This window comes from Mycolicibacterium neoaurum (assembly GCF_036946495.1).
Classification (GTDB): Bacteria; Actinomycetota; Actinomycetes; order Mycobacteriales; family Mycobacteriaceae; genus Mycobacterium; species Mycobacterium neoaurum_B.
The window spans coordinates 898,918-915,604 of record NZ_JAQIIX010000002.1 but is presented as its reverse complement, the minus strand read 5'-3'; the positions used below and the strand labels follow the sequence as shown (position 1 = coordinate 915,604).

At 66.7% G+C, this 16,687-nt stretch carries 15 protein-coding genes and 1 tRNA gene; 5 read left to right on the top strand and 11 right to left on the bottom strand.

The features are described from left to right. Positions 1 to 150: 150 nt before the first annotated feature. From PGN27_RS09775 to PGN27_RS09765, 3 genes are read left to right on the top strand one after another with little or no spacing between them, the layout of a single operon-like run. On the top strand, positions 151 to 1,974 hold the full coding sequence (locus PGN27_RS09775) for a non-ribosomal peptide synthetase (RefSeq protein WP_335325947.1): 1,824 nt from the start codon (positions 151 to 153) through the stop codon (positions 1,972 to 1,974). Then, positions 1,971 to 3,017, top strand: a complete 1,047-nt coding sequence (locus PGN27_RS09770; RefSeq protein WP_335325946.1) for a MupA/Atu3671 family FMN-dependent luciferase-like monooxygenase — start codon at positions 1,971 to 1,973, stop codon at positions 3,015 to 3,017. Before PGN27_RS09775 ends, PGN27_RS09770 begins: the two co-directional genes overlap by 4 nt. A gap of 45 nt (positions 3,018 to 3,062) precedes the next feature. Then, on the top strand, positions 3,063 to 4,583 hold the full coding sequence (locus PGN27_RS09765) for an HAL/PAL/TAL family ammonia-lyase (RefSeq protein ID WP_335325945.1): 1,521 nt from the start codon (positions 3,063 to 3,065) through the stop codon (positions 4,581 to 4,583). A 13-nt stretch (positions 4,584 to 4,596) separates the two neighbouring features. On the opposite strand, the gene PGN27_RS09760 is transcribed toward PGN27_RS09765, so the two are convergent. The 7 genes from PGN27_RS09760 to PGN27_RS09730 form a co-directional block, all read right to left on the bottom strand. Continuing rightward, complete coding sequence (locus tag PGN27_RS09760; RefSeq protein WP_335325944.1) at positions 4,597 to 5,049, bottom strand: hypothetical protein; 453 nt, start codon at positions 5,047 to 5,049, stop codon at positions 4,597 to 4,599. Between the two features lie 190 nt (positions 5,050 to 5,239). Next, positions 5,240 to 5,312, bottom strand: a tRNA-Arg gene (locus tag PGN27_RS09755). A 133-nt stretch (positions 5,313 to 5,445) separates the two neighbouring features. After that, positions 5,446 to 5,688 carry a microaggregate-binding protein 1 gene (gene mbp1, locus PGN27_RS09750; protein WP_335325943.1) on the bottom strand — a complete coding sequence of 81 codons (243 nt, stop codon included), beginning with the start codon at positions 5,686 to 5,688 and terminating at the stop codon, positions 5,446 to 5,448. Between the two features lie 177 nt (positions 5,689 to 5,865). Further along, positions 5,866 to 6,666: a TIGR03621 family F420-dependent LLM class oxidoreductase gene (locus PGN27_RS09745; RefSeq protein WP_418888579.1), complete on the bottom strand. Its 801-nt coding sequence runs from the start codon at positions 6,664 to 6,666 to the stop codon at positions 5,866 to 5,868. Positions 6,667 to 6,684: 18 nt separating this feature from the next. Then, positions 6,685 to 7,398 carry an anti-sigma factor gene (locus PGN27_RS09740; RefSeq protein ID WP_335325942.1) on the bottom strand — a complete coding sequence of 238 codons (714 nt, stop codon included), beginning with the start codon at positions 7,396 to 7,398 and terminating at the stop codon, positions 6,685 to 6,687. Next, on the bottom strand, positions 7,395 to 7,976 hold the full coding sequence (locus tag PGN27_RS09735; RefSeq protein WP_335325941.1) for a sigma-70 family RNA polymerase sigma factor: 582 nt from the start codon (positions 7,974 to 7,976) through the stop codon (positions 7,395 to 7,397). Before PGN27_RS09735 ends, PGN27_RS09740 begins: the two co-directional genes overlap by 4 nt. Before the next feature lie 111 nt (positions 7,977 to 8,087). Beyond that, positions 8,088 to 9,380, bottom strand: coding sequence for an NAD(P)/FAD-dependent oxidoreductase (locus PGN27_RS09730; RefSeq protein WP_335325940.1), 1,293 nt, complete (start codon positions 9,378 to 9,380; stop codon positions 8,088 to 8,090). Between the two features lie 82 nt (positions 9,381 to 9,462). On the opposite strand from PGN27_RS09730, the gene PGN27_RS09725 reads away from it, so the two are divergent. Together PGN27_RS09725 and PGN27_RS09720 are read left to right on the top strand one after the other, a co-directional pair. Next, entirely contained in the window at positions 9,463 to 11,088 is a 1,626-nt protein-coding gene (locus tag PGN27_RS09725; RefSeq protein ID WP_335325939.1) for an amidohydrolase, read from the top strand. A gap of 13 nt (positions 11,089 to 11,101) precedes the next feature. After that, entirely contained in the window at positions 11,102 to 12,457 is a 1,356-nt protein-coding gene (locus PGN27_RS09720) for an APC family permease (RefSeq protein ID WP_213449000.1), read from the top strand. Between the two features lie 57 nt (positions 12,458 to 12,514). Here the strand turns inward: PGN27_RS09720 and PGN27_RS09715 are convergent, their stop codons facing one another. From PGN27_RS09715 to ku, 4 genes are all read right to left on the bottom strand, one after another. Next, the gene (locus PGN27_RS09715; protein ID WP_335325938.1) at positions 12,515 to 13,576 is read right to left on the bottom strand and encodes a poly-gamma-glutamate hydrolase family protein; all 1,062 of its coding nucleotides are present in this window, start codon (positions 13,574 to 13,576) and stop codon (positions 12,515 to 12,517) included. 9 nt (positions 13,577 to 13,585) lie between these two features. Further along, on the bottom strand, positions 13,586 to 14,689 hold the full coding sequence (locus PGN27_RS09710) for an NAD(P)H-dependent amine dehydrogenase family protein (protein WP_030133342.1): 1,104 nt from the start codon (positions 14,687 to 14,689) through the stop codon (positions 13,586 to 13,588). Positions 14,690 to 14,697: 8 nt separating this feature from the next. Next, positions 14,698 to 15,489, bottom strand: a complete 792-nt coding sequence (locus tag PGN27_RS09705) for an SDR family oxidoreductase (protein WP_030133343.1) — start codon at positions 15,487 to 15,489, stop codon at positions 14,698 to 14,700. A 257-nt stretch (positions 15,490 to 15,746) separates the two neighbouring features. Next, entirely contained in the window at positions 15,747 to 16,676 is a 930-nt protein-coding gene (gene ku, locus PGN27_RS09700; RefSeq protein ID WP_030133344.1) for a non-homologous end joining protein Ku, read from the bottom strand. Between the last annotated feature and the right edge of the window lie 11 nt (positions 16,677 to 16,687).

Genomic DNA, 16,687 nt, shown 5'->3' with positions numbered 1-16,687 from the left:
CGAAGTGCACCCACGCAGGGCCGATAGCGCACCGGGCACCGGACGTCTTTCTCCTGACGGCAGCTTAGGCTAACTTAACTTGTCGTGGGATAGTCTCGGCGGGCGGTGACGCCGGCAAGGTCTGCATTTGCGAAGGAGACGCACGAAACGATGGCCGAACAGGTACTCCATCACATGTTCTGGCGCCACGCCGAGCGGCTTCCGGGTTCGCTGGCGCTGTCGCATGTGACCGAGGCGGGGCGGTCTGAACTGAGCTACGCCGAGCTGGAAAAAGCGTCCCGGCGGATGGCCGACGCCCTCGCCGACACCGGTCTGCCGCCGCGGACGCCGGTGGTGATCATCGCCGATCGCGGTCCGTCGATGGTCATCGCGATGTTCGGAACGCTCACCGCCGGTGGCGTTTTCGTCGTTGCCAACCCGGCTCACCCCGTCGACCGGGTTCGCCATGTCATCAACGCGGCGCGGCCAGGGGCCATCCTGATCGACGATGATGCGCCGCAGGAGCACCGCCGACTCGTCGAGGAGGAGTTCGCCCACCTGCCGCACCTGTCGACCACTCCCGCCGCATCGACGTCCACGCGACTCGACCGACCGGACGTGACCTGCAACGACCCGGCCTATATCGCCTTCACATCGGGATCCACGGGTTTGCCCAAAGGCATCCCGCACCGGCATGCCACGCTGCAGCAGTTCGTCGACTGGCAGGCGGTGGCGTTCGGGGTGTCCTCGGGCAGCCGGGTCGCGGCGCTGGCGCCACCCGGGTTCGACGTGTCGTTCTGTGAGATCTTCGGGGCGTTGACCCGCGGTGCCTCCGTGCACCTGGTCTCCGACGAGATCCGCAACGATCCAGCCGCGCTGGTGCAGTGGCTGCGGGAAGAACGTATCTCGCTGCTGCAGATCGTGTCTGGGCACTGGGCGACGTTGCTCGCCGAGATCGAGCAGACCGGTGCCGACCTGCCGCATCTGGCCACCGTGCTGTTCGTCGGTGAAGCATTGTCACCGTCGGTGGTGGCGCGATCGCGCCAGTTGCTGTCAGCCACGACGAAACTGGTCAACGTCTACGGCCCCACCGAGGTGGTGGCTGCGACCTTCTACCCGATCGGGGAGCTACCGCCCGACCTGGGAACCGTCCCGATCGGGCATGCCATTCCCGGTCGGACGATCACCCTGCGTGATCAGGACGGGGCCGTGGTCGACGAGGGCGAGATCTGCATTGCCAGTTCCTATCTGGCCAAGGGATACCTGAACGACGACGCGGCGACCGAGAGCCGATTCGTCACCCTGCCCGATACCGACGAGGTGATCTACCGCACCGGCGACGGCGCTCGCCGATTGCCCAGCGGGGAACTGCTTTTCGTCGGCCGCACCGACAATCAGGTGAAGATCAACGGTCAGCGCGTCGAGTTGGAGGATGTGGAAGCCGCGGTCATGAACACCGGTGCGGTGCTCGCGGCCGCAGCCGATGTGCGGACCTCGCCGACCGGGGCGATGACGCTGGTGGTCTTCGCCGTGGCGCAGCGGGCGGACGATTTCGATCCCGAGTCCGTCAGGGAACAACTCGCCACCGCGCTGCCGGCGTACATGGTCCCCGCGGTCGTCATCGCGGTGGAGCACCTGCCGCGCAACGCCAACGGCAAGATCGACCGAGCCGCGGTGGCCCAGTTGGCCGCACCGAAGCCCGACGAGGATGACGGCGACCAACCCGCCGGTGAGATGGAACAGGCCATCGCCGAGATCTGGCAGGACCTGCTCAAACAACAGGGAATCTCCCGATCGGCGAACCTCTTCCGCATCGGTGGAGATTCTCTGGTGGCAACCCGGATCCTGTCGCGGGTGCGCAAACAGTTCGGGGTGCGCATCAGCTTGGGCACGTTCATCGACGATCCGACGATCCAAGGTCTGGCCATCGCCGCGGCATCGGCGCCGGCCAGTCCGGTGATCGGTGGCACGGCAGGGGTGCGCGCCGCGCGATGAAGTTCTCCCTGATGTTCTTCGCCAGCCTGGCCACCGGTGACGCGCAGCGGCACTACCAGCTGCTGCTGGATGCCGCGCGAATCGCCGACCGGCAGGGTTTCGCCGGAATCTGGACCCCCGAGCGACATTTCGACGAATTCGGTGGTGTCTTCCCGAATCCCGTTGTCACGAACGCGGCGCTGGCCGCGGTGACCGAGAACATCCAGTTGCGGGCGGGCAGCGTCATCTCGCCGTTGCACGATGCGGTGCTGATCGCCGAGGACTGGTCGATGATCGACAACCTGTCGGGCGGCCGGGCCGCGGTGTCGTTCGGCTCCGGGTGGAATCCGAATGACTTCACCTTGGCGCCTAGGCAGTTCAGTGGTCGCAAGGATCTGATGTGGGAGCAGATCGACACGGTGCACGCGCTGTGGCGCGGGGAGCGGATCCGGCGGACCAACGGCGTCGGTACGGAGATCGACGTCGAGTTGACCCCGCGGCCGGTGCAACCGCAGTTACCGGTATGGATCACCACGGGTGGCACCGCCGAGACGTTCGTGCGCGCCGGTGCCGCGGGAGCCAACCTGCTGACCCATATGATCACTCAGGATTTCGCGGAGCTGGCCGAGCTGATCGGCCAGTATCGCCAGGCCAGGGGTTCGGCCGGTCACGATCCCGAAACCGGCTGCGTCACCGTCATGTTGCACACCTTCGTCGGTGCGGATGCCGACCATGCACGGGCGGTGGCCGCCGCGCCCTTGCGCCACTATCTGGGTTCGGCCCTGCAGCTCGACATCAAGGCGGCGGCCGCGTCCGCCGACGGTGACGGCTATGACGATGACATCCTCGAAGAACTCCTCGACCTGCGCGTCGAACGGTACTTCGACGGTGTCGGCCTGCTCGGCGATATCGATCAATGCGTCGATGTCGCTGGACGATTCGCCGAGATCGGTGTCGACGATATCGCCTGTCTTGTCGATTTCGGCGTCGACGCCCACGAGGCTCTGAGAAGTATCGAACGGCTCGCCACGGTGAAAGACCGTTGTTCCGCGGCGGCTCGCTGAATCACCGGCTGCCGCGCCACCATCGAAGATCAGAAAGACGAAGTGATGACAGAAACTCGTAGTATCTCGCTGGACTTCTACCGCCTCGACGATATCGCCGACATCGTCGACAACGCAGAGGAACTCACCCTCGACGGTGAGGTGCAGGAGTGCATCGGCCGTGGTGCGGACTACATCGCCAGCATCGCCGGCGAGGATCGCCACATCTACGGGATCAACACCGGCTTCGGCTCGCTGTGCGTGCGGCGCATCGAGGAACACGAGCAGTCCGAACTGCAGCACCGCCATCTGTTGTCGCATGCCTGCGGGGTGGGGGAGCCGATGCCCGCCCGGATCAGCCGGATCACCACGGTCATCAAGCTGCTCACGTTCCGCAGCGGGTACTGCGGTATCACGCCGAACACCGTGAACCGGATGCTCGACTTCTGGGCCCGCGGTATCGTGCCGGCCATTCCGAAGAAGGGAACCGTCGGTGCCAGTGGCGATCTCGCGCCGTTGGCGCATCTGGCACTGCCGCTGATCGGTGAGGGGAAGGTCTACTACCGGGGCGAACTCGTCGACGCCGCCACGATGCTGGCGGGCGAGGGCTTCGAGCCGCTGCGGTTGCGCCCCAAGGAGGGGCTGGCGCTGACCAATGGCGTCCAGTACATCAACGCGATCGCCGTCGACTGCCTGCTGCGCGCCCGCACCCTGATCCGGTTCGCGGATCTGGTGACGGCGTTGAGCATTCAGGGTTTCAGCACGGCGAAGAGCTTCTATCAGCCGCTGCTGGAAAAGACGTGGCGGCATCCCGAGCGCGTCACCGTCGCCAAGAACCTGGAGACATTGCTGGCGGGCAGCAACCACCACGAGCTGCCGCAGTGCAATATCGCCCACGAAGATCCGTACTCGTATCGCTGCGTGCCGCAGGTGCATGCCGCGGCGCGTCAGGCGATCAACTTCGCCACCCAGATCATCGAACAGGAATGCAATACCGTCTCGGACAACCCGGTCTTCTTCTACGAGGAGGGCACCGAACTGTGCGCGGGTAACCTGCACGGCGCCTCGTCGGCGATGGTGATGGACCTGCTGGCGATCGCCTTGACGGATCTGTCGAGCATCTCCGAACGCCGCACCTACCAACTGTTGTCCGGCCAGCACGGCCTGCCCGACTATCTGGTGGCCAAGCCCGGCCTGGATTCTGGATTGATGATCCCGCAGTACACCTCGGCCGCCCTGGTCAACGAGAACAAGGTGTTGTCGGCCCCGGCCAGTGTCGACACCATCGCCACCTGCCAGCTGCAGGAGGACCACGTGAGCATGGGCGGGACGTCGGCCTACAAGCTGATGCAGGTCATCGACAACCTGACCTACATCCTGGGTATCGAATTGCTGACGGCCGCACAGGCCATCGACCTCAACGAGGGGCTGCGGCTCTCACCGGAGACGGCGAAGCTGTTCAACGAGTTCCGTTCCGAGGTGAGCTATCTGGACCAGGACCGCTACCAGCACCCCGATATCGAGAAGGCTCGGCAGTTCGTGGAGCAGCGGGCGCGCCGGTGGTGTGACGACCTGGCGGTGCAGTGACCGAAGCGGGTCGCTACACCGCGAAGATGCCGGCGGTCGAGATCTCGAATCCCCGGCCATTGGCGGTGCAGGTCATCCCCGATTCCTCCGACAGACAGGTGAACGGCCCGAGGACTGCGCTCTGGCCATAAGCGAGGACGCCCTGATCTGTCGGCCCGTCACTGCCACACGTCGGGCCCGTGCAGACGTCTGTCAGCGACCCATCGGCGCGGATTTGTACGCTCTGCAGCGGCTGCTGGGACATGCAGTAGACCCCGTCGGGAAGAGATTCCGCGCCTGCGGCGGCGGGGGCGCGTCCGAAGTTGATTTCGCATTGGATGTTGCCCGTCGGCGACCTGAAGAACTGAACGTGCGCGTCGTCCGCCCCGGAGTAAGGATTGGCGGCGGCGTGCGGCGCGAACGTCGCCAGCCCCATCACCGTCATTAGGAGCGACATCCCGATACGCGCGCCGATAACCTTCTTCATCGTGGGAGCATAGGCACAGCGGACGGGGTGCGAGACCCGATTCTGTGCAGTCCGGCGGTTGTTGACTTGGTGGTGCCGCAGACGACGCCGCGACCGAACCTGTCGCCTCCCCTTCAGGCCCACAGACGACAAAATTCGCGGACCTGAAGTAGGTCCGCGGCTATTCCGATGTCTTGCGACATCACACGAGTGCCCCCGGCAGGATTCGAACCTGCGACACCGGCTTTAGGAGAGCCGTGCTCTATCCCCTGAGCTACGGGGGCGGCACCTGCCGAGGCAGACCTGCAGAAGTCTAATTGACTCCCCGCCGCAGGTGTCCGCAGGATCGCGCGGGCCATACTCCGGGCACGCAGAAGGGGACGGTTCTGCGCGAACCGTCCCCTTCTGGAAAAAGATCTACTTGGATTCTTCGGCGGCCCTCTGGCGGGCCTCATTGGTCTCGGCCGCACCGCGTGCGGCTTCGGCCTCGGCTTCCTTCTTGGCCACGTCGCGCTGGGCGTCGGCCTTGTCCTGCTGGGCCTCGCCCTCGCGGCGGAGGTCGTCGTTGCCGGTCACGGCGCCGGCCGCCTCCTTCAGCTTGCCCTTGGCACCCTCGACGACGCCCGAAATGCCCTCTGCTGCTCCATTGCTGTCACCCATGTCGGCTCCCTTGCTGGTCGCGTGAACGGTGTGCTGTGTTCTCAACCCCACCAATCGTCTGCGAGAAGTGGATGCCCAGCCCGTCGCTACCGAAAACCTCCGGTCTGCAGTGGCGCGCGTCACGATCCGGCCACATGGCCGTAGATCAGCTCAATTATGTTGCAGCACAATCTAATATCAGCGCAGCGCGGCGATGACCTGCCCGAACGCCTCGGCATGGGCCTCCTGTATCACCAGGTAGCGCGCACCGTACTCGTCGTGCAGCCGGCGCACCTTGGCGGCCATCTCGTCGACCGATCCGGACAGTACGCCGGGCAGGGTCAGCAGCTGTTCATCGGTCAGGTCGGGTGCGTAGTGCCGGGTCATGGCCAGGTTTGGGACCCCGGAGCCGTCGGTGGGCACCGCGGTGATGGCGATGTTGAGTTCGATATCGGTGAAGCGCGCACCGGCAACGGAGCGCAGGAAGGCGATCCGTTCGGCAAGTGGATCCGCTCCGCTGCCGCCGGTGACGCCGACGATCGATGCCCACCGGGCGGCCGCGGTCAGCAGTCGGTCCCCACCACCGGCGATCATGATCGGCACGTCGGGGACATGCTCGGCCAGGTGCGCGGTGACATGCTCCAGATACTCGACCCGTTGCCTCGCGGAGGGGAAAGGCAGTTCGGCGGCCTCGAACTCCGCGCGCACGTAACCGGCGCCCAAGCCCACCTCGAAACGACCCGCCGACAGCTCGTGCAGTGCCGCGACGTCACGGGCCAGCAGGGCCGGTTTGTAGAACCCGGCGTTGAGAACGAAGGTGCCCAGCCGCAGTGTCTCGGTGACCGCGGCGATGGTCGAGAGCACCGGGAACGGCGCGGGTGCGCCGAGGTGGTCGGGCACCAGAACGATGTCGTAGCCCAGGTCCTCGGCACGACGGGCCGCCGAGCGCACCTTGGCCGCCGACGAGGTGTCGCGCAGGCCCAATCCGAATCGGAACATGGGCCCGATGGTAGGCACCTACGTCAGCGGCAGGGAGGCAAACGGCGTGCTGGTGGGCGCGGCCGAACCCTCACCGGGTTCGACGGTGAAGGCCAGTGTGATCGAGTCGCCGAGATCGGGCAGCACGGCCGTCGTCGACGGGGCGATCGCCTTGGCGTTCATGGTGCCCGCCGAGTGCGGCCCGGCGTCGTCGATCAACCACATCTGATAGACGGTGCCGTTCGCGGGCGGGGCGACGTTGTTCATCACCAGTACGCCGGCGTTGCGTTCGCGGGAGAACACCACGGTCGCCGTGCCGCCGGTCGGGATGTCACCGGATACCGTGCGGACGTCCGGCGCGGCGAAGATCTGTTCGGCCGTGGTGGCTTGTGGCACGGGGCGCAATGACCAGCCGATCCCGAAGGTGGCGACACCGACCACCACGGCGGCCGCGGCGGCGGTGAGCAGCGTCGTCCACCGCCGGGGTTGGCGGGAGCGCAGCTGACGCACCGGATCGGCGCTGACGGCAGCCAGCACCCGGTCGCGTAATTCATCGGACGGCTCGGTCGCGGTGGCCGACGAGACCAGAGCCATCGCCTCGCGGACCTGCTGGACCTCGGTGGCGAACGCCTCGGCGACGGACGTAGGCGCCGCGCTCAGGCGCCGGTCGATATCGGCACGCTCGGCGTCGTCGACCGCGTGCAGGGCGTAGGCGGTTGCCAACGCCAGCAGATCATCATGTGGGCTGGTCATGCTGCCCCCAGGCAATTACGAAGTCCGCGGATCGCGTCGCGCATCCGCGATTTGATAGTCGCCAGGTTCGCCGACAGCCGGTCGGAGACCTGGACATAGGTCAGTCCGTCGTAATAGGCGAGTTCGATGCACTCGCGTTGTTTGTCGGTCAGCGCCCCCAGGCAATGGGTCACCTGGCGATAATCCTCGTTGTCGAGCACCCGGTCGGCGACCTGGTCGACCGGAGGTTCGACGGTCGCGGCACCGTAGCGGGATTCGCGGTCGGCGCCGGCCTGCTCGGAGCGCACCCGGTCCACGGCGCGGCGGTGCGCCAAGGTCATCAGCCAGGAAAGCGGTGTTCCCGCCGCCGGGTTGTAGTCCCCGGCGTTGCGCCAGACCTGGAGATAGATGTCCTGAGTGGTTTCCTCGCTGTACCCGGGATCCCGCAGCACCCGCAGGACCAGACCGAACACCCTGGCTCTGGTGTGGTCGTAGAACGCGGCGAAGGCGTCCACATCGCGTTGCGCTACCCGGCGCAGCAATGCGTCGAGGTCTGACGTCACGTTCCGTAGGATAGCGGGCTCGTCCAGCAGCGTCACGGAATGCCCCGTTTCATCTGCGACCTCCCATCTGCGTGAACCGCCGTCCCTGGCTGCTCGGCCGGTCCGAAATGGCTTGCGCCCGAGACGCACTGACGACGCCGAAGGCAATCAACATGGCATCGCCTCGGATTCCCGTGCCGCCGGCCACTGTGCTCCCAACCGCTCGGCGGCACACACACCGGAGGCGGCGCCGTCCTCGCGGAATCCCCAACCGTGATAGGCGCCCGCGAAAACCACCCTGTCATCGTTCAGCATCGGAAACAATCGTTGGGCAGCAATGGATTCCGTCGTGTATAGCGGACGTTGGTAGGTCATCTCGGTGATCACGGCGGCCGGGTTCACCCGCCCGGAACCCCCGAGGGTCATCAGGTAACGGTGCGCGCCAGTCAGACCCAACAACCGACTGATGTCGTAGGTGATCAGCGCGTCGCGGCCGCTCTCGGGCAACAGATAGTTCCGCAGCGCCCTGGCGGCGGGCCGGGTCGGCAACACCGAGGTGTCGGTGTGCACGCAGGCGTATTCGGTCGAGTACCGTATGGCACCCAGCGCTGCCCGTTCGGCATCGGTGGGTTGGTGCAACGCCTGCAGTGCCTGATCGGACCGGGTCGCTATGACCACGGCGTCGAACTCGCGCAACGTCCCGCCGGCCTGCAACTCGACTCCGTCGGCGATGCGCCGCACGGCGCCGACCGGGGTGCCGGTGCGCACCTCGTCGACGTGGGCGGCGATGGCGTCGACATAGCCGGCAGACCCGCCGACGACGGTGCGCGTGGCCGCCGACTCAGATCCTGAGAGCAGCCCGTGCTGCTGCAGGAATGCGAACAGGTAGCGCGCGGGAATCTGCAAGGTCGTGTGCGGCCCGCCGGACCAGACGGTGGCCACCAGCGGTGTCGCGAAGTGTTCGGCGAAGTATTTCGAGAACTTGTGCACGGCGAGGAAGGCGCCCAGTGTGCCGGTGTCCTCGGCGTCGCCGGTGGCCAGCAGGGTGGCGGCGGCCCGGTGGAACCGGTTGATCTCGGCCAGCATGCGCAGATATCGGGGCCGAGCGACGTTCGACCAGGAGGGAAACAGTCCGCCGAGGCCGCGCATGAGCGCGTACTGCAGGCCGATGCGGTCATCGCGCATGGAGAGCGACAGGTCGGTGGCGACGGTGTCGATGCCGAGATCGACGAACAAGCGACACAACGTCGGCTGGGTGTCGTCGTGGATCAGGAAGGCCGAGTCGACGGCGACCGTGCCGCCGGAGCCGTCGTCGACACGATGGTCGCGCCGGTGGCCGCCGAGCTGGTCTTCGGCCTCGAACAGCGTCACGTGGTCGTGCGCGGACAGCAGATATGCAGCCGTCAACCCGGCGATGCCGCTTCCGATGACGGCAATGGACCGACTCCTCTGATACTGCACGATGGTGATTCGGGACCGTTCGCCTAACGGATGGGTGACATTCGGATTGCTAAACTCCCAACCCCGCGTAAGGTGCAAATCCGTGGTGTCGACCTTGTTTCGCAACGGATCCGTGTGGGCCGGCGTGCCCGGCCAACCGCCCACCGACGCATTGCTGGTCACCGACGGGGTGGTTGCCGCCATCGGACCCGCCGCGGTGACCGGGGCACCGGAGGGTTGCGACATCGTCGACCTGGAGGGTGGTTTCCTCATGCCGTCCTTCGGTGACGGCCACGCCCACCCGCTACTCGGCGGCCTGGAGTTCGTCGGCCCTGCGGTGCGGCCGTGCACGTCGGTGGACCAGATCGTGGCGGCCGTGCGCCGCTACGCCGAGGACCATCCCGACCAGGAGTGGATCGTCGGAGCGTCCTACGACGGCAGCCTGGCAGCCGACGGTCTGTTCGACGCGCGCTGGCTCGATGAGGCCGTCGCCGATCGACCGGTGGTGCTGCGGGCCTGGGACTATCACACCGTGTGGTGCAACACCGCCGCGTTGGAGCGCGCCGGCATCACCGGCGACACCCCCGATCCCGAACTCGGCGAGATTCCGCACCGTCCCGACGGATCGGTACTGGGCACCCTGCGCGAATGGGGCGCGGTCGACCTGGTGACCGCCGTGATGCCGGCCCGCGACGAGGACGTGCGGGTTGCCGCCCTCGGCACCGCGGCCGATTACTACCTGGCCCACGGCGTGACCTGGGTGCAGGACGCCTGGGTGGAACCCGCCGACGTGCAGACCTACCTGGAGGCCGCCCGGCGCGATGCCCTGCGGGTGCGATTCAACCTGGCCCTCTACGCCGACCCGCGGCATTTCGACGAGCAGGTGGCGCATTTCGCCGATGCCCGTCGGCAGGTGAGCGAACTCGGTTCGCCCATGCTGACCGCGCAGACAGTGAAGTTCTTCGCCGACGGGGTGGTCGAGAACGAAACCGGTGCGCTGCTCCAGCCGTACTGCTCGGGCCTGCATTCCCACGGCATGACCGTCTGGGAGGGAGACTCGCTGGCCCGGGCCTGCCAACGCGTCGACGAACTCGGTTTGCAGATCCACATCCACGCCATCGGGGATGCTGCCGTCCGCCAGGCCCTCGACGCGATCGAGTACACCGTGGCCCAGAACGGGTCCCGCGACCGCAGGCCCGTGATCGCCCACGTCCAGCTGGTCGACGACGCCGATCTGGACCGCTTCGCCGCCTTGGGCGTCATCCCGTGCATGCAGCCGCTGTGGGCGCAGGAGGATGCGCTGATGAACGTGCTGACCGTGCCCCGACTCGGCAGGGAACGGGCCGACAAGCAGTACCGGATGCGCTCGTTGGCCGACTCCGGCGCCCCGCTGGCGCTGGGTTCGGACTGGCCGGTCTCCTCGGGAGCTCCGCTCGACGGTATCGCCGTGGGCGTATCGCGGCAGACCGCCGAGGGACAACCGGCCGGGGGCTGGACCCCGCAGGAGACCCTGGCCATCGAACGGGCACTGACCGCCTACACCGCCGGTGTCGCCGATCAGGCCTTCGCCGAACGGATCTGGGGCAGGCTGGCGCCCGGCGCCAGCGCCGACCTGGTCTGGCTGGACCGCGACCCGCGATCGACCCCGCCGCTCGAACTGCCCGGCATCGAGGTGCGGGCCACCTACCTCCGGGGCGAGCCCGGGTTCGTCGCGTCCACATCACCGTAAAGAGGGAGTGCACATGTCGACTTCGGAGCCGCTTGTCGGTATCTCGGCAGATCCGAACGAGGGCAGGCTCAAACGCGCCCTCGGAGTGCCCTCGCTGGTGCTCTTCGGCCTCGTCTACATGGTGCCGCTCACCGTGTTCACCACCTACGGCATCGTCACCGTCGAGTCCGGGGGCCGGGTGCCGCTGGCCTATGTGGTGACGCTGGCCGCGATGATCTTCACGGCCCGCTCCTATGCCAGGATGGCGACGGCGTACCCGGTGGCCGGGTCGGCCTATGCCTATACCCAGAAGACCTTCGGGGCGCCGGTGGGATTCCTGGCCGGCTGGTCGTTGCTCTTGGATTACCTGTTCCTGCCGATGCTGAACTACATGGTGATCGGGCTGTACCTCAACGCCGCGGTGCCGTCGATCCCACAGTGGGTGATCGTGCTGGTGACCATCGTGCTGGTGACGGTCCTCAACATCGTCGGCATCGTCTCGGTGGCCCGCGCCAACGCGGTGATCATCGCGGTGCAGGCGGTCTTCATCGTGGTGTTCCTCGTCATGGCGGTGGCGACGATCTCCGGTTCCGGGACGGTCGACATCATGGCGCCGTTCACCGGTGACGGCACCGCGGGGGGCATGGCGCCGGTACTGGCCGGTGCGGCCATCCTGTGCCTGTCGTTCCTCGGGTTCGACGCCGTGTCAACACTTTCCGAGGAGGCCAAGGATGCCCGGCGCGATGTGCCGAAGGCCATCATGCTGGCCACCGTGATCTGCGGTGTGCTGTTCATCGTGCTGTCCTACGCCTCGCAGCTGGTCTTCCCGTCGAATGCGTTCGAGAGTGTCGACACCGGGTCGGTGGATGTCATGGTCGCCGCCGGCGGCGCGTTCCTCTCGGCGTTCTTCACCGCGGCCTATGTGGCAGGTGCCACCGGATCGGCGCTCACCTCGCAGGCCTCGGTGGCGCGCATCCTGTATGCGATGGGCCGCGATGGCGTGCTGCCGCGCAAGGTGTTCGGGCACGTCTCGGTGAAGTTCAGCACCCCGACCTGGGCGATCCTGGCGGTATCGGTGATCTCGCTGCTCGCGTTGGTGATCGACCTGGCGCTGCTGGCATCGGTGGTCAGTTTCGGTGCCCTGGTGGCCTTCTCGGCGGTGAACCTGACCGTGATCAAGCACTACTTCGTCGACGCCGGTGAGAAGAACGTGCTGAACAACCTGATCCTGCCCGGTATCGGTTTCGCGCTGACGGTGTGGTTGTGGACAAGTCTGTCCGGTGACGCGTTGCGGCTCGGGCTGATCTGGCTGGCCGTCGGATTCATCTGGCTGCTGGTGGTCACCCACGGTTTCCGGCGGCCGACGCCGGTGCTCGACATGAAGGAGTAGTGGTCGCGTCGAATCTGGAGAAGGTGGCGGCTTTTCGTCGAATCGGCGCGATCGTCTTCAGATTCGGGGCCAGGCCCGGGCCGCCGAGACCAGTCCGGCGATCAAGGCGCGGGTCGGTCGGCTCAGCCCGTCCTCGCCGAGCGGTCCGCTACGCGGGCTGATCCCGCGCACCCGCGGTGCCAGTTCCAATTGCACACCGCCGCCGCGGGTTCGGTTGACCGGATTGTCCGGGTGCAGTCCACGCAGTTCACGCGGGATCGCGTCCAGATCGGTGATGACCCGATGCCCTGGGATGTCGAGATGCGCGGCCACGTGCCCGGCCAGTTCGCGATTTCCGCCGCCGGCGAGCAGGTCGTTGCTGCGCCCGACGCGACCGTAGCCGTGCAGGGAGACGACGTGCTCGGCGTGGTCCAGGAACTCGGCCAGGCGTTCGGATTCGGCGGCACGATAGGCCGCCGAGGACAGATGGTGCGGGTAGTCCGGCGGGTGGCGCACGACGTACACCGACGCCCCGGCCAGCTCCGCGGCGCGCTCGGCGATGACATCGGTCATCCGTTCCAGCCCGCCGCCGTGGATGGCAAGGAAGGCGAACGGCCCACGCAGAATCGAATACTCCGAGATCAGTGGGTCCGACAGCAACTCGGTGAGGGGCCGCGGTCCCGGCTTCTCGGAGGGAGCAAGTGCCCGTGGCCAGTTCGCGGGATGCCAGCGGTCCAGGAAATCCAGCCAGCGCTGCGGAAGTCCGTGGTGCGAGGCCCCGGCGATGACGCGTTCCAGATAGCCGGGGCGCGGTGCGCCCGGTTCGATGCGGTGATCGATGTAGATCCAGGCGTCGCGGGGGCCGTCGTCGGTACGGACCGTCGCGCGATCACGCCGATAGCGGACCGGGATCCCTTCGGCACGGTCGAGCACGGCCAGGTCGGCATCGCTGATCCGCCACACCACCCCGTGCACCTCGGCACCCGCGGCGGGCTCGATGGTGGCCACGCCCCGCTCGTTGATCAGCCAGTCGTGATCGGCCAGCATCGCCCGGACCGGACCGCGGGCATCCGGACAGCGTGCGGCCATCTGGTCGTTGCACAGGTTGGAGCCGTAGGCGAAGTAGAGATGGTCGGCCACCGGTCCAGCCTAGGGTGCGGCGTACAACCCCTTGCCGGTGATCAGCGGGAGATCGAGTGTGGTCGTGATGCCCGGTTCGGCCGCGACCACCGCCGCGATGGCGTTGACCACTCGTGCGGCGGTAGCCACCAAACCGGCGTGATTGTGGTCGCCCTTGCGGCTGCTCAGGCACAGGTCCAGCGCGTAGGACGGCTCGCCGGTGACCTCGACTCGGTAGGAACCGCCCTCCTGGGCGGGCTGGGGCCAGTCCGGGCAGAGGTCCGCGCGCAGCCGGGTCACGTGCTCCAGCACCACGGCGGGATGTCCGTCGACCATGCCGCGCACCTCGAAACGCATGGCGGCGGTGCTGCCCGCGGGAATCGGTCCGGCGGCGATCCGGAAGTCCTCGGGGGCCGGGATCCGGGTGTGGGTTTCGGTGACCTCGTCGAGTTCGATGCCCAGGCCGGCGGCCAATTGACGCACCACCGAGCCCCAGGCCAGGCTGAGCACACCGGGCTGCAGCAGCATCGGCAGCTCGTCGATGCTCTTGCCGAAACCCATCACGTCGAACATGACGGTGGGACTGTCGTAGGTGGCGTAGTCGACGATCTCCATACAGCGGATCTGCTCGACACTCTGGCAGGTCCCGGCGAGCGCCAGCGGCAGCAGGTCGTTGGCGAAACCGGGATCGATGCCGTTGACGAAGATGCTCGACGATCCTGTGCGGGCCGCCTCCTCGATCGGGGTGACCAGTTCGGCGGGCAGCACCTGCCACGGGTACTGCAGGAACACCGCCGCGCTGCCGACGACGTTGATGCCTGCGGCCAGCAGGCGCCGGTAATCCTCGAGTGCGTCGGGCAGCCGGTTGTCGGCCATCGCCGTGTAGACTGCGCAGTCCGGTGCGGTGGCCAGGATGTCGTCGAGATTGTCCGTCGCCGTGATGCCGGTCGAAACGTCCAGTCCGGCAAGCTCTCCGGCGTCCTTGCCGGTCTTGGCTGCCGAGGACACCCACACACCGGTGAGTTCGTATTGCGGATCCTCGATGAGCTGGCGCAGGGCGTGGCGGCCGACGTTCCCGGTACCGATGGCGGCGACCCGGATCGGGGTGGGCGGCGAAGCTGATGTGTCGGTCATGGGCGTCCTCACAGGTCCGGGATGGGAAGGTCGAGGTTGGGGAAGGTGAGGCCACCGTCGACCTCCAGGGTCTTGCCGGTCAGGTAGCTGCCGGCAGGGGAGGCCAAATAGACTGCCGCCGCCGCGATATCGGCCGGGTCGCCCAACCGGCGCATGGGCGTCGCCTTCTCCATCGGGTCGCGCAGCGCCTCGTTGGACGCGACCACGTCCAGTGCGGAGGTGAGGATCGATCCCGGCGCGATGGCGTTGACGCGGATGCGCGGGCAGAGGTCCAGCGCCGAGAGGCGGGTGTAGTGCGCCAGCGCCCCCTTGGCGGTCCCGTACGCCGCGAAGGCGCGCCCGGCCAGCCTGCCCATCGTCGAGGTGATGTTGATGATGGACCCGCCGCCGGAATGCTCCAGCATCAGCGGCGCCGCCGCGGTGGTCAGCGCGTGGGCGGTGCCGACGTTGAACGTGAAGGCGTCTTTGAGGTCCTTAGTGGAGGTGTTCAGCAGGGGGCCGGGCATGGTTCCCCCGACATTGTTGACGACGATGTCTAGTTTCCCGAAGGCCTCGACGGCCTGCCCCGCGAGTGCCGCCGTCGCCTCGGGATGTGCCAGGTCGGCGACCACGATGTGCGCGCGCCGACCGGTCGCCTCCACCTGTGCGGCGACCTCCTGCAGCTGGGACTCGGTACGCGCTGCGATCAGCACGTCAGCACCCGCTTCGGCGAAGGCCACCGCGATGGCGGCGCCCAATCCGCGACCGGCGCCGGTGACCACGGCCACCTGATCGTCGAGTCGGAACCTGTCCAGAATCATGCCTGCCCTCATTTCTGTGCTCGGCGCCACGGTAACAAGCATGGCGGAGCCCCGGAAGCGATTTCTGGAACACGTTCTAATTTGACGGCGGCTGACAGATCTGGCGGCAGCCCCGATTCGGGGTCGAGATAGGAGGGTCACGGAAACCACTGGGATGCAACACCCTCGGGATGTGAATTCGTGGCTCCGGTGGCGCGAGTTTCACATCGGGGACATTCTCGGAACGAGATCGGTCCCAGGTGTGAATCTCGGTCGCACTATTTCTTGGCGGCGGCTTTCTTGGCCGGTGCTTTCTTCGCAGGTGCCTTCTTGGCGGCCGCCTTCTTCGCCGGTGCCTTCTTGGCCGGCGCTTTCTTGGCCGGTGCCTTCTTGGGCTCGTCCTTGCCCGACGATCCGGATCCGCGGGCCTTCACGCTGGCCTCCAACTTGGCCAGCAGGTCGGAGACGTCCTCGGTCTCGTCGAGATCGGTCGGCTGTTCCTCGACGGTGAACGCCTCGCCGCCTTCGAGTTTGGCCTGTACCAGTTCGTGCAGCTGCTCCTGATAATCATCGCGGAACTGGTCGGGCTTGAAGTCGTCGGTCATGGATTCGACGACTTGGCCGGCCATCTTGAGCTCGGCCGGTTTGATATCGACATCCTTGTCCAGGGAGGGGAAGTCCGGGTCGCGGATCTCGTCGGGCCACAGCAGCGTGTGGATCACCATGACATCGCGCTTGCTGAAATCCTTGACCCGCAACGCGGCCAGGCGAGTCTTGTTGCGCAACGCGAAGTGCACGATGGCCACCCGATCCGTCTCGGCGAGTGTCTTGGCAAGCAGCACATAAGATTTCGTCGACTTGGAGTCCGGTTCCAGAAAGTAACTCTTGTCGTACATCATCGGGTCGAGCTGATCGGCGGGCACGAACTCCACGACCTCGATCTCGCGGCTGCGTTCCTCCGGCAGGGTGGCGATGTCCTCATCGGTGATGATGACCGTCTGGCCGTCTTCGGAGTCGTACGCGCGGGCGATATCGCGGTACTCGACCACCTCACCGCACACCTCGCAGGTGCGCTTGTAGCGGATGCGCCCGTTGTCCTTCTCGTGCACCTGGTGGAACTTGATGTCGTGGTCCTCGGTGGCGCTGTAGACCTTGACCGGCACATTGACCAGACCGAAGGAGACCGAACCTTTCCAGATCGACCGCATAGGCAACGGTA